Annotated in this window: 12 protein-coding genes; 8 read left to right on the top strand and 4 right to left on the bottom strand. The window is 57.1% G+C overall.

All coding sequences use genetic code 11. The annotated features are described in order from the left end of the window. The first annotated feature begins 145 nt into the window (after positions 1 to 145). The 6 genes from tkt to fba all read left to right on the top strand — a co-directional run bounded on the left by tkt (position 146) and on the right by fba (position 6532). On the top strand, positions 146 to 2143 hold the full coding sequence (gene tkt / locus ACOI8A_RS14350; RefSeq protein ID WP_420647319.1) for a transketolase: 1998 nt from the start codon (positions 146 to 148) through the stop codon (positions 2141 to 2143). Between the two features lie 163 nt (positions 2144 to 2306). Continuing rightward, the gene (gene epd / locus ACOI8A_RS14355) at positions 2307 to 3365 is read left to right on the top strand and encodes an erythrose-4-phosphate dehydrogenase (RefSeq protein ID WP_420647318.1); all 1059 of its coding nucleotides are present in this window, start codon (positions 2307 to 2309) and stop codon (positions 3363 to 3365) included. Positions 3366 to 3392: 27 nt separating this feature from the next. After that, positions 3393 to 4556 (top strand): phosphoglycerate kinase, encoded by a 1164-nt coding sequence (locus ACOI8A_RS14360; RefSeq protein WP_420647317.1) that lies wholly within the window; start codon positions 3393 to 3395, stop codon positions 4554 to 4556. Between the two features lie 34 nt (positions 4557 to 4590). After that, positions 4591 to 4812 carry a hypothetical protein gene (locus tag ACOI8A_RS14365; RefSeq protein ID WP_420647316.1) on the top strand — a complete coding sequence of 74 codons (222 nt, stop codon included), beginning with the start codon at positions 4591 to 4593 and terminating at the stop codon, positions 4810 to 4812. A gap of 56 nt (positions 4813 to 4868) precedes the next feature. Next, positions 4869 to 5201, top strand: a complete 333-nt coding sequence (locus ACOI8A_RS14370) for an MliC family protein (protein ID WP_420647315.1) — start codon at positions 4869 to 4871, stop codon at positions 5199 to 5201. 266 nt (positions 5202 to 5467) lie between these two features. Further along, positions 5468 to 6532 (top strand): class II fructose-bisphosphate aldolase, encoded by a 1065-nt coding sequence (gene fba / locus ACOI8A_RS14375; protein WP_027617054.1) that lies wholly within the window; start codon positions 5468 to 5470, stop codon positions 6530 to 6532. Between the two features lie 275 nt (positions 6533 to 6807). On the opposite strand, the gene ACOI8A_RS14380 is transcribed toward fba, so the two are convergent. The 3 genes from ACOI8A_RS14380 to ACOI8A_RS14390 all read right to left on the bottom strand — a co-directional run bounded on the left by ACOI8A_RS14380 (position 6808) and on the right by ACOI8A_RS14390 (position 8643). Further along, complete coding sequence (locus tag ACOI8A_RS14380) at positions 6808 to 7245, bottom strand: hypothetical protein (protein ID WP_420647314.1); 438 nt, start codon at positions 7243 to 7245, stop codon at positions 6808 to 6810. A 330-nt stretch (positions 7246 to 7575) separates the two neighbouring features. Beyond that, on the bottom strand, positions 7576 to 7935 hold the full coding sequence (locus ACOI8A_RS14385; RefSeq protein WP_420647313.1) for a DUF6124 family protein: 360 nt from the start codon (positions 7933 to 7935) through the stop codon (positions 7576 to 7578). Between the two features lie 468 nt (positions 7936 to 8403). Further along, positions 8404 to 8643: a hypothetical protein gene (locus tag ACOI8A_RS14390; RefSeq protein WP_420647312.1), complete on the bottom strand. Its 240-nt coding sequence runs from the start codon at positions 8641 to 8643 to the stop codon at positions 8404 to 8406. Positions 8644 to 9640: 997 nt separating this feature from the next. Between ACOI8A_RS14390 and ACOI8A_RS14395 the strand changes: the two genes are divergently transcribed. Beyond that, positions 9641 to 9874 carry a hypothetical protein gene (locus ACOI8A_RS14395; protein WP_420647311.1) on the top strand — a complete coding sequence of 78 codons (234 nt, stop codon included), beginning with the start codon at positions 9641 to 9643 and terminating at the stop codon, positions 9872 to 9874. 225 nt (positions 9875 to 10099) lie between these two features. On the opposite strand, the gene ACOI8A_RS14400 is transcribed toward ACOI8A_RS14395, so the two are convergent. Next, positions 10100 to 10768: a polysaccharide lyase family 7 protein gene (locus tag ACOI8A_RS14400; protein WP_420647310.1), complete on the bottom strand. Its 669-nt coding sequence runs from the start codon at positions 10766 to 10768 to the stop codon at positions 10100 to 10102. 323 nt (positions 10769 to 11091) lie between these two features. On the opposite strand from ACOI8A_RS14400, the gene ACOI8A_RS14405 reads away from it, so the two are divergent. Beyond that, positions 11092 to 13215 carry a putative bifunctional diguanylate cyclase/phosphodiesterase gene (locus ACOI8A_RS14405; RefSeq protein WP_420647309.1) on the top strand — a complete coding sequence of 708 codons (2124 nt, stop codon included), beginning with the start codon at positions 11092 to 11094 and terminating at the stop codon, positions 13213 to 13215. Positions 13216 to 13236: the final 21 nt, after the last annotated feature.

The following is a 13236-nucleotide window of genomic DNA, read 5'->3' on the forward strand; positions in this document are numbered from 1 at the left end:
GAAAGGTTTCACCAGCCGAAACCGCCGCTATCCATGGGAAAAACGCCTTCGGATGACTATCTGTCATTGCCCCGAGGCGTCCCGGTGAGGGAAAATGCTCGCCTTTTTTCCGATTCGTTTTATTCAAGCCCCCAGGAGATCAGCGATGCCTAGCCGTCGTGAGCGTGCCAACGCCATTCGTGCCCTCAGCATGGATGCCGTGCAAAAAGCCAACAGCGGCCATCCCGGTGCCCCGATGGGTATGGCGGATATCGCCGAAGTACTTTGGCGTGACTACCTCAAGCACAACCCGAGCAATCCATCGTTCGCTGACCGTGACCGCTTCGTGCTGTCCAACGGCCACGGCTCGATGTTGATCTACTCGCTGCTGCACCTGACCGGTTACGACCTGTCGATCGACGACCTCAAGCAATTCCGTCAACTGCACAGCCGTACGCCGGGTCACCCGGAGCTGGGTTACACCCCGGGCGTTGAAACCACCACCGGCCCGTTGGGTCAGGGTCTGGCCAACGCTGTGGGCTTCGCCCTGGCAGAAAAAGTCATGGGCGCGCAGTTCAACCGTCCTGGCCACAACATCGTCGACCACCACACCTACGTGTTCCTGGGTGATGGCTGCATGATGGAAGGCATTTCCCACGAAGTCGCTTCCCTGGCCGGTACTTTGGGCCTGGGCAAGCTGATCGCTTTCTACGATGACAACGGCATCTCCATCGACGGCGAAGTCGAAGGCTGGTTCACCGATGACACGCCGAAGCGTTTCGAAGCCTACAACTGGCAAGTGATCCGCAACGTTGACGGTCACGATCCTGAAGAAATCAAGATCGCCATCGAGACCGCTCGCAAGAGCGCGCAGCCGACCCTGATCTGCTGCAAGACCACCATCGGTTTCGGTTCGCCGAACAAGCAAGGCAAAGAAGATTGCCACGGCGCTCCGCTGGGTGATGCGGAAATCGCTCTGACCCGTCAGGCGCTGAACTGGAATCACGGCCCGTTCGAAATCCCGGCCGACATCTATGCCGAGTGGGATGCCAAGGAAAGCGGCCGCGCCGTTGAAGCCGAGTGGGATCAGCGTTTCGCTGCTTACTCCGCCGCATTCCCGACCGAAGCCAACGAACTGATCCGTCGTCTGAGCGGCGAGCTGCCGGCCGATTTCTCCGAAAAAGCCTCGGCTTACATCGCTGAAGTGGCTGCCAAGGGCGAAACCATCGCCAGCCGTAAAGCCAGCCAGAACACCCTGAACGCGTTCGGCCCGCTGCTGCCGGAACTGCTCGGCGGTTCGGCTGACCTCGCCGGTTCCAACCTGACTCTGTGGAGCGGTTGCAAAGGCGTCAACGCTGAAGACGCCAGCGGCAACTACATGTACTACGGCGTGCGCGAATTCGGCATGACCGCCATCATGAACGGCGTCGCCCTGCACGGCGGTCTGGTGCCTTACGGCGCGACCTTCCTGATGTTCATGGAATACGCGCGCAACGCAGTGCGCATGTCCGCTCTGATGAAGCAGCGTGTGATCCACGTCTACACCCACGACTCCATCGGTCTGGGCGAAGACGGCCCGACGCACCAGCCAATCGAGCAATTGACCAGCCTGCGTACCACGCCGAACCTCGACACCTGGCGTCCAGCCGATGCCGTTGAATCGGCAGTGGCATGGAAACACGCTCTGGAGCGCAAGGACGGCCCGTCGGCGCTGATCTTCTCGCGCCAGAATCTGCAGCACCAAACCCGTGATGCCGGCCAGATCGCCGACATCGCCCGTGGCGGTTACGTGTTGAAGGACTGCGCAGGCGAGCCTGAGCTGATCCTGATCGCTACCGGTTCGGAAGTCGGTCTGGCTGTTCAGGCTTACGACAAGTTGACCGAGCAGGGTCGCAAGGTACGCGTGGTTTCCATGCCTTGCACCAGCGCGTTCGACGCTCAGGACGCGGGCTACAAGCAAGCCGTCTTGCCGTTGCAAGTCAGCGCGCGTATCGCGATCGAAGCGGCGCACGCCGACTTCTGGTTCAAGTACGTGGGTCTGGAAGGTCGTGTGATCGGCATGACCACCTACGGCGAATCGGCTCCGGCTTCGGCGTTGTTCGAAGAGTTCGGTTTCACCCTGGAAAACATCCTGGGTCAGGCTGAAGAGCTGCTGGAAGACTAAGCAGTACAAATGCGGTGGCCCCGGCCACCGCGTTCTCTTGTAGGAGCTGCCGAAGGCTGCGATCTATTGATCTTGATCTCTTAAACAGCAAGATCAAAAGATCGCAGCCTTCGGCAGCTCCTACAGAGGGCTTGTGTTGTTAGCGAATTCTATCGAGAACCCCATGCCTCAACCGCGTCCCTACAAAGTTGCACTCAACGGCTACGGCCGGATTGGTCGTTGCGTCTTGCGTGCGTTGTTCGAGCGAGGGGCGAGTGCTGGGTTTGAAATTGTCGCGATCAACGATCTGGCTGACATGGCCAGCATTGAATACCTGACACGCTTCGACTCCACCCACGGCCGGTTTCCCGGCGAAGTGCGGATCGACGGCGATTGTCTGCATATTAATGGCGACTGCGTGAAGGTCCTGCGCAGTGCCACCCCCGAAGGCATCGATTGGGCGTCGCTGGGCGTCGATCTGGTGCTCGAATGCTCCGGTGCCTACAACACCCGTGAAGACGGCCAGCGTTTCCTCGACGCCGGCGCGCCACGGGTGTTGTTCTCGCAGCCAATGGCCAGCGAGGCGGATGTCGACGCCACCATCGTCTATGGCGTCAATCAGGATTGCCTGACCGGCGACGAACTGCTGGTGTCCAACGCCTCGTGCACCACCAACTGCGGCGTGCCGCTGTTGCGTCTGCTCGATCAGGCGATCGGTCTGGATTACGTGTCCATCACCACGATTCACTCGGCGATGAACGATCAGCCAGTGATCGACGCCTATCACCACGAAGACCTGCGTCGCACCCGTTCGGCGTTCCAGTCGGTGATCCCGGTGTCCACTGGTCTGGCGCGCGGCATCGAACGCCTGCTGCCGGAACTTGCCGGGCGAATTCAGGCCAAAGCCGTGCGTGTGCCGACGGTCAACGTGTCCTGCCTCGACATCACGATGCAGACCGCGAGCGACACCGACGCCAGCGAGGTCAACCGGATCCTGCGCGACGCCGCCACCAGTGGCCCGCTCAAAGGCCTGTTGGCTTACACCGAGCTTCCCCACGCAAGCTGCGATTTTAATCATGACCCACATTCGGCCATCGTCGATGCCAGTCAGACCCGCGTTTCCGGCCCTCGGCTGGTGAACATCCTGGCCTGGTTCGACAACGAATGGGGTTTTGCCAACCGAATGCTGGACGTTGCAGATCACTATCTGCAAACAGCGATTTCAAAAAAACCTGCTCTTTAAGAACAGCTATTTCAGGAAGTGCGACCCATGACCGTGTTGAAGATGTCCGACCTCGATCTGCAAGGTAAGCGCGTATTGATCCGCGAAGACCTCAACGTCCCAGTCAAGGACGGTGTTGTCACCAGCGACGCGCGCATCCTGGCTTCGCTGCCGACCATCAAGCTGGCCCTGGAAAAAGGCGCAGCGGTGATGGTCTGCTCGCACCTTGGCCGTCCGACCGAAGGCGAATTCTCTGCCGAGAACAGCCTCAAGCCTGTTGCTGACTACCTGAGCAAGGCCCTGGGCCGCGAAGTGCCGCTGGTGGCCGATTACCTTGGCGGCGTTGACGTCAAGGCCGGCGACATCGTGCTGTTCGAAAACGTGCGCTTCAACAAGGGCGAGAAAAAGAACGCTGACGAACTGGCCCAGCAATACGCGGCCCTGTGCGACGTGTTCGTGATGGATGCTTTCGGCACCGCTCACCGCGCCGAAGGTTCGACGCATGGTGTCGCCAAGTTCGCCAAAGTCGCTGCCGCCGGCCCGCTGCTGGCGGCTGAGCTGGACGCACTGGGCAAGGCATTGGGCGCTCCGGCGCAACCGATGGCTGCCATCGTTGCCGGCTCCAAGGTCTCGACCAAACTCGACGTGCTGAACAGCCTGAGCCAGATCTGCAATCAATTGATCGTCGGCGGCGGCATCGCCAACACCTTCCTGGCTGCTGCCGGTCACCCGGTCGGCAAGTCGCTGTACGAGCCGGACCTGCTCGACACTGCGCGCGCCATCGCCGCCAAAGTCAGCGTTCCGCTGCCAGTCGACGTAGTTGTCGCCAAGGAATTTGCTGAAACCGCTGAAGCCACCGTCAAGCTGATCGCTGACGTCGCTGCCGACGATATGATTCTGGACATCGGCCCGCAGACCGCTGCCAACTTCGCCGAACTGCTGAAGTCGTCGAAAACCATCCTGTGGAACGGCCCGGTCGGCGTGTTTGAATTCGACCAGTTTGGCAACGGCACCAAAGTGCTGGCCGAAGCCATCGCCGAGAGCGATGCGTTCTCGATTGCTGGCGGTGGCGATACGCTGGCGGCTATCGATAAATATGGCGTAGCGGAAAAGATCTCCTACATTTCCACCGGTGGTGGCGCGTTCCTCGAATTCGTCGAAGGCAAAGTGCTGCCGGCCGTAGAAGTCCTGGAAAGCCGGGCCAAGGCCTGAGGCCGCCCGTTTGGCCAGGCAAAGGAGTGTTTACATGGTCAAGTCGTTAGCGCTGTTGTTGCTGACCGGTACGCTGGCGGCCTGCGGGAGTAACCCGAAGGCCGAGCCGACGCCGGCACCCGGCGAGGCCCGGAAAGGCTGCTACCAGGCTGAATGGCAGGCCGAAACCAACCCGGTGCTGAACAAGCGCTCGGGGCCGGACGGTCTGGAAAAATACGAGACGCAAACCCCGGCCAAGGAACATGGTTGTCCTTGACCGGTCTGACTCATTACTCAGGGCTGGCGGCGTGTGCTGCCGGTCGAGGAATACGGATGAAAGGCTTGATCGCCGTAGCGGCATTGGCAATGTTGGGTGGCTGCGCGCAGTGGAACCCGTTCCAGTCCTCCGCACCTGTGGATAACTGGACCACCTGGACCTGCGACAGCCAGGCCAAAGTCCTCTGGCGCTACACCGATGCCGCGCGCAAGGAAGTCGATGTGCGCCTCGGCGGCGGCGATCAGGTGTATCGCCTGAAAGAAGAGCCGGGCGCCTCGGGTGCGCTGTACAGCGACGACATGCTGGCGTTTCACATCAAAGGTGAGGAAGGCCTGGTGTACTGGGTCGCCACCAATGATCTGATCGGCCGTGGCTGCAAAGCCGAGTAACCGATACAACGAAAGCCCAGGTAGGGCTTTTTGTGGCGAGGGGGCTTGCCCCCGCTGGAGTGCGAAGCGCTCCTCAGCTTTTTGACGACTGCTGCGCAGCCGAACGGGGGCAAGCCCCCTCGCCACAGGATTTCAGCGACAAACAGAATTTGCTGCACCGAATCACCGGACCGGGCCTCGACCCCCGATCCGCAATCACTTGAATAGCCGCCGCCGCTCCGGCAGGCTGGCACGATTAACGACCCAAACCGGGAGAGACACACACAATGGCACTTATCAGCATGCGCCAGATGCTGGACCACGCAGCCGAGTTCGGCTACGGCGTTCCAGCCTTCAACGTCAACAACCTTGAGCAGATGCGCGCCATCATGGAAGCCGCTGACAAGACTGACTCCCCGGTGATCGTCCAGGCTTCGGCCGGCGCTCGCAAATACGCTGGCGCGCCATTCCTGCGTCACCTGATCCTCGCGGCCATCGAAGAATTCCCGCACATCCCGGTGTGCATGCACCAGGACCACGGCACCAGCCCTGACGTTTGCCAGCGCTCGATCCAGCTGGGCTTCAGCTCGGTAATGATGGACGGCTCGCTGGGCGAAGACGGCAAGACCCCGACCGACTACGACTACAACGTCCGCGTTACCCAACAAACCGTAGCCCTGGCTCACGCCTGCGGCGTTTCGGTAGAAGGCGAGCTGGGCTGCCTGGGTTCGCTGGAAACCGGCATGGCCGGTGAAGAAGACGGCATCGGCGCCGAAGGCGTTCTCGATCACAGCCAAATGCTCACCGACCCGGAAGAAGCCGCTGACTTCGTCAAACGCACCCAGGTCGACGCCCTGGCCATCGCCATCGGCACCAGCCACGGCGCTTACAAATTCACCAAGCCACCTACCGGCGACGTGCTGGCCATCGACCGCATCAAGGAAATCCACAAACGCATCCCGAACACCCACCTGGTGATGCACGGTTCCTCGTCGGTGCCGCAAGAGTGGCTGGCAATCATCAACCAGTACGGCGGCGACATCAAAGAAACCTACGGCGTCCCGGTTGAAGAAATCGTCGAAGGCATCAAACACGGCGTACGCAAGGTCAACATCGACACCGACCTGCGCCTGGCATCCACCGGCGCAATGCGTCGCCTGATGGCCACCAACCCAAGCGAATTCGACCCGCGTAAGTTCTTCGGCGCGACCGTGACCGCGATGCGTGATGTGTGTATTGCTCGCTACGAAGCTTTCGGCACTGCGGGTAATGCTTCGAAGATCAAACCGATCTCGCTGGAAGCGATGTATCAGCGTTATCTGAAAGGTGAGTTGAACGCCAAGGTCAATTGAGACTGGGTGTTAAGCTGATTTAAAAGAACCCGTCGCGAGACGGGTTTTTTTTGCCATGAATTATCATGGCGAGCTCAAATTTCTACTGCGTGAAATGTCTCCTATAACGGACAAAATCCAGATCGTTTTGGCCGAAGTCCGATATGGGTGACATTTTAATGGCCTGCGCAACTTGTAGTGGTTTTAGTGTGAGGTTGGCGGTTAAATGAATTCGTCCCCTTTTATTTGCTTGTATTTGGATTTATGTGGCCTATTTTTATTTTATGTTTATTAGTTTAGGGAGAGACGAATGTTACGCTGTAAGAGTTAGGCGCCCAGTAGGTGTCTAATGATGCTGAGTATATGTCGCAGGTGATTCGTATATTTCCGATGCCCAGCTTTAGCATTTCTGCTGTGGTGAAATAAAATCGTGCGGGGCCGGCATAGGCAAGCGGGAGTTGGAATGACGATTTATATGCGTTGGGTCCTTTGCTCAGGCTTACGGCTTCAATGCTTAAAACATCTCCTTTCTGAAAGCTCGTATAAACATCGGTAAGTATGTTGAAGCCAGAGTCTTTAATATGTGTTGCCATGGGTAAGCCGTAAAGAGTATAGGCTACGTTGTTTGGGGCGTTTCGGTTAAATCCAATACTTGGGTGTACTTGGATGTTGTTGTTTGGAGATGTCATATAGTAGTAGGCTTTGGGAGTCGGTAATGGGATGTAGTTTGACATGGTTAAATAATCCACTGGAGCCTATGTGTGAGGGCAATAAAGGTGGCTGGGTGTGCATATTCAGCTGATAAATCGTTCCGCGCCAATTTGTTTAGCTTTCTATTAAGTCGTGAGCCTGTTATTTGGTTTCTGCGAGATGGTAGCAACTGTCATAGTTGACAGTTATTTATAATTTTTTGTTTGTTGGGAAATTTCGAATGGTTCTTAATCGAAGAGGAATGTGGCTGTTTTAAATGTTGAAGGGTTTAAGCTTTTGGCGCGGATGCCCGGAGAAATGGCTGAGTGTGATGAAGGGGGCCGACTCAATGAAGTCGTCCCCTTTTGCACTTATCACTTTGGCTCTACATGATCCAGCGCCTGATTCACCGCCAATTCTCCAAGCATCACCAATTGCCCAATACCCAGTGCAGTTTTGCGGTGAGCGGGATCAAGCACTGCGGCGAAGTTGTTGAGCATTTCGCTGGCGGAGCCGAGGGTTTCGCTGGCGTTGGCCAGCAGGGATTCGGTGTTGTAGGCGGGGTTGGCGAGGTACATGGTTTCGGGTTCGTTGACCGTGGCCATGATGCGGGCGCCGGGGCAGAGGTAATGATCGAGGGCGCGGTCGGCGGATTGGTTGAGCTTTTTCGAATCTAGGGATTCATAGGGGGAGGCCGGGTCTGTGACCGGCGGCTGTGGTGTCGATATAGTCATTTGCTCAAAACCTGATTGGAGTGCCCCCGCTCTGGCTACTAATCAAAGTGGAGGCAACTGTACGCAGGTTAGTAGACCGGGGTTTCGAGCAAGCCGGCGCACCCGAAGGTGCCCTGCGCGCAGTCGCCATTGAGTGCAGGAATCGAAATTCCTGACTGACAGATGCTTGTGCACCAAGCTTGAAACCGCGGGCTACTAAACCCGATCACTGCGAATCAGTGACCCGAATCAAGTTACCGATGGCCCTCCAGGCGCACAAGCCGGCGGATTCTGGCGTAGTGGTAGGTAATGGCGCAAGGCGTTGTAGGCTGAATGACGTAACGCTGAGTGTCTTAAAACAGCAGGGTAAACAGCGACGGGATTGGCCTAATGATGAACCTGTGGCTAGGGGATAAATCCCCTAGCCACAGGTTTGGCGCAAACAAGGGCGCAACAACGTGACAGATTTATTTTTGGGACTGGCCGCCATTAAATAAATCTGTCCCCAATGTTAATGTTCTGGTCCCCAATGTTCTCTGCTGCAACACAGCTGGGCATACTGAATTCAATACTCGATGACGACACAACCGTCAGACCCTGCGCTGGCATTTTGGCCTTTTTGGCCTGTTTGTGAACTTGAATTGATAATGCCACCTTCACCGCCGCGGCCACCGTGGCCTCCGCCACACGCGGTATCAGCAGGTGCGCCTCCAGGTCCAGGTATTTCACTGCCACCGGATCCGTTATTGCCGCTATTTTGACCTTTCCCGCCCCAGTTTAAAGTGCATCCGGAGGCGTAAGGGGCGCCGCCGTCACCACCAACTCCTGCGGTGTTGCCAGTCGGGGATCGACCTTTGCCCCCGCCCCCTCCTCCCTTTCCCCCGTTTGCGGAGTATTTGGTGGGAATAAAAACTCCACCCCGATTTCCGCGTGTTGTTTCAACACCGGTTCGGTCTCCTTCTTGACCTCCTGCTCCGTCGCCGTCTAGAGCACCACCATGTCCCGGAATTCCTCCAGCTCCCACGCTAACTTGAAGCTCGTCACCTTCATTGACGCCTATAGCACAACTAACACTAGAGCCGCCGCCGCCGCCGCCGCCGCCCCCCGCGCCACGCGAATTCAATGCAAGTCCATCATGGGCGCCACCACCACCGCCTCCACCACCTCCTGCACCAACGAGCGTGAACTTTATTCCAGTAACTCCCTGAGGTACGGTAAAAATTTCAAACGAATGCTGGCTGTAAATTACAGTACTGGCGAGAGCAGGATAAGCGCACGCTGAGAGTATTCCAGTGCCTAAAGCCATCGCTAATTTCAAGTTTTGCATAGTTTAACTCCTGATTTGTGTGCTTTTTTACTGTACGAGGAACGGTATGCATCCGAGGTACAGGTTGAAGCTCCGGAGCACAGTTTCCAACTGTCAGAAATGACAGTTGTTTATATCAATTATGAATATTAAATGTCGTGTATCTGCGATTCGTGGATTGAAGGGGTTCTTGGTTCTTGGCTCTTGGGGGAAGGAAGTAGGAGATAGGAGATAGGAGATAGGAGATACATCCGAAATCTACGACGGGATGCGTGACAACACGTTTCGATGAATTGCGCTTGTGATATTTGAAGTTGGTATATAGAACTGTCAAATGTTACAGGTGCAGTTGCTCTGGCTTTTGCGCATATTTGAATAGTTAAGTCCTGCGCATCCTCGTGTATGACGTGGAAATTTAAGATGAGACGCATGCAATCCATATTGATTTATAACGTTGAAACGATGATTGAAAAGGGAGATAAGTTAGATCCCATGCTCAAGAATGAAGGCGCTGGAAGTGGTACATTGATTTCGACAGACTTTGATGTCGCCGCTTTTTGTTATTGCAATGAACATGAGAAGCGGTGGGAATCACTACATTCATCCTTTTATCCTTCGCTTTCTTTACTAAACCCGATGACTGCGAATCAGTGACCCGAATCAAGTTACCGATGGCCCTCCAGGCGCACAAGCCGGCGGATTCTGGCTTAGTGGTAGGGAATGGCGCAAGGCGTTGTAGGCTGAATGACGTAACGCTGAGTGTCTTTAAACAGCAGGGTAAACAGCGACGGAATTGGCTTGGGAATACAGACCTGTGGCGAGGGGACAAGTCCCCTCACCACAGGTTATGTGCTTGGCCAAGAGACTAATGAGGCCGCGTTATTTGTCGTGATCAATGTCGAGCTTGCTGAAGGTTACCTGGCCACCCTCGCTGGTGTAACCGGTGTTGTCCTGCACATAAACGCCAGCCTTGAAGTACAACGGTTTATTCCTCCAAGTCGCGCTGATCTGCGAATCCCACTGATACCCCGCCGCACTGATGCCCAGTGCGCCACCCGGGCTCAGGTGGATCAAGTAATTGAACTCGCGGTCCATTTTGATCCCGGTCGCCAAGGTGATGACGCGACTTTCGTCGTCGTCCGGGTGCATGCGTACTTTGATGACGAGGTTGCCGGTTTCTGTCTTGGTTTTGTACTGATACTCAAGCTTGACCATCGGTTTCTGGCTTTCATACGCATGAATCTGGCCGATGACGATCTTGCCTGAGCTGGGGACTTTGTTGACCGTCAGGGTCGCGCGCAGCGAGTTATCGGCGTCTGGATAGAGCCAGTTGCGCAAGGTGCCGTTGCTGTAGGTTTCGCGCAGTTCGGTGCGGGGGTAGATGGCGTTTTCGGTTTTCGAGCCTGTCACCGGGGACCAGAAAAACAAGGTGCCGGTGTCTGAATGGAAGTATTGATTCTTGAAGCCTTTGACCAGTTTGGAGGTTTCGACGGTGTAGGGCGGGCTGCCAACGGGAACGCTGAGGTTCCAGGTTGCGAGATCGATCATGTCGTTTGTTCCATTCTGTTTTCGCTGCACGCTCGTGCCAGAAGCTCTAGCACGCGGGTTTTGGGGGCGGCCTTTATAAACGTAGAGGATTTTTTTGTTAACGCCCGTCCGGCAGATGATTGGCGCCAAACTCCTGTCGAAATGCCATCTGTCCCGGTTTACGGGGGCTGTGGCGGTGACCGTTAGTCGGCTAACCGTGGCTGGGGGCAAATGATGGCTTGATGACAGCTATTGCTTTGAGCGATCCCGGACTAGAGTGGACGTTCAGTACGTGTACGGTTTTTAACCGCGAAACCGCCTGAAGTCCCGACAAGAGAAGCAGCATGGAATGCGCGCAAAATCAGCCAGGTGAAGGCAGCTCTGTCCTTTTGATCGTTGATGATTACCCCGAAAATCTGACCAGCATGCGCGCCTTGTTGCAGCGCCAGGACTGGCAGGTGCTGACGGCTGCCTCGGGTTTCGAGGCGCTGAGTCTGTTGCTTGAACATGATATCGATCTGGTCCTGCTGGACGTGCAGATGCCGGGCATGGATGGCTACGAAGTCGCGCGGTTGATGCGTGGCAGCCAGCGCACGCGACTCACGCCAATCATCTTCCTCACCGCTAACGAACAATCCCAGGACGCCGTGATCAAGGGCTACGCCAGTGGCGCGGTGGATTACCTGTTCAAACCGTTCGACCCGCAGATCCTCAAGCCCAAGGTTCAGGCGTTACTGGAGCACCAGCGCAACCGTCGGGCGTTGCAGCGCTTGAGTCATGATCTGGAAGTCGCCCGCGCGTTTAATGCGTCGGTGCTGGATAACGCGGCCGAAGGCATTCTGGTGCTGGGTGAGGACGGAGTGATCCGCTTCGCCAATCCGGCCATCTCACGGCTGTTGAATGCGCCGGTGAAGGAGTTGGAAGGTAAGGAATTTCTCGATTACTTGCAGAAACCGCACATTGCCGAGTGGGCTGATTCCGAGTTTTACGCCCATTACAAATCCGGTCAGACCTTGCGACTGCACGACGCGCTGCTGCGAACTGCGCCCGGCCAGCAAGTGCCGGTCGCTCTTTCCTGCGCCGCGCTGCCGGCCGAGCAACACGCGATGGTGGTGACGGTGCTGGACATGTCGGTGGTGCGCCATCTGCACCAGCAACTTGAGTTCCAAGCGGTGACTGATCCGCTGACCGGGCTGCTCAATCGGCGCGGTTTTTATCAGACTGTCGAGAATCTGCTGCTGCGCGGTGAGCGCGCGGACAGCCGTTGGGTGCTGATGTACCTCGACCTCGACGGCTTCAAACGGGTCAACGATTCCCTCGGCCACGATGCCGGCGACCGTGTGTTGCGTTGGGTCTCCGAGCAGTTGAAGGCGTGCCTGCGGCCATTCGACATTCTCGCCCGGATGGGCGGTGATGAATTCACTGCGCTGCTGGATCTGGAGTTTCCCGAGCAAGCGGCGAAGATTGCCGAAAAGCTCATCGAACGGGTGTCGATCTGTCAGCAGATCGAAGGCATGGACATCGCCCTCGGCGCGAGTATCGGCATCGCCACTTACCCGGATTGCGGCAATAACCTCGACGGGCTGATGCGCGCATCTGACATCGCCATGTACGAGGCCAAACGTGCCGGGCGTCAGCAATACCGCTTCTACGATCACGAAATGAACGGCCGCGCGCGCTCGCGCTTGATGCTCGAAGAGAGTGTGCGCAACGCCATCGAGAATCGTGATTTCAATCTGGTCTATCAGCCGCAGGTGGCCATCGCCGATGGGCGGATCCGCGGTTTCGAGGCGTTGTTGCGCTGGCAGCATCCGAGTGTCGGCGATGTGCCGCCCGGCTTGTTCTTGCCGTTGCTCGAAGAGGCGACGCTGATCAGTCGGCTCGGCAGCTGGATTTATCATCGCAGCGCCGGCCAGCGCAAGGCGTGGGAAGGGCAGTTCGCGGATGATCTGGTGCTCGGCGTAAGCCTGAGCAACACCCAGTTCGGCATGCCGAATCTGGTCACCGAATTGCGTCAGGTGCTGGAGCGGCATGGCTTGCAGCCGCATCAGATGGAAGTCGAGGTGACTGAGGAAGCGCTGACGATCAATGCGGACGAAACGCGCAAGCAATTGCGGCTTTTGCGCAATCTCGGGGTGCGGGTGGCGCTGGACGATTTCGGCTCGGGCGCCTGTTCACTGGCGCATTTACGCGATCTGGAACTGGACACGCTGAAACTGGATCGACACTTGATTGCCAAATTACCTGACTCGACGCGGGATGCTTCGCTGGTGCGCAGCGTGCTTGAACTGTGCAAGGAATACGGTTTGCTGGTGATTGCTGAAGGCGTGGAAACCGTCGAGCAACTTCAGTGGCTGCAGGCCCACGGCTGCGAATATGTTCAGGGCTTCCTGGTGGCTCGACCGCTGATCGCCGAGGACGCCGTGCGCTTTGCCCAGCCGTTCGAGTGGAGCGCGTTGGCCGATTGAATTCGCTACACTGGCGACCTT

Source organism: Pseudomonas sp. P4795, from assembly GCF_048822895.1.
GTDB lineage: Bacteria > Pseudomonadota > Gammaproteobacteria > Pseudomonadales > Pseudomonadaceae > Aquipseudomonas.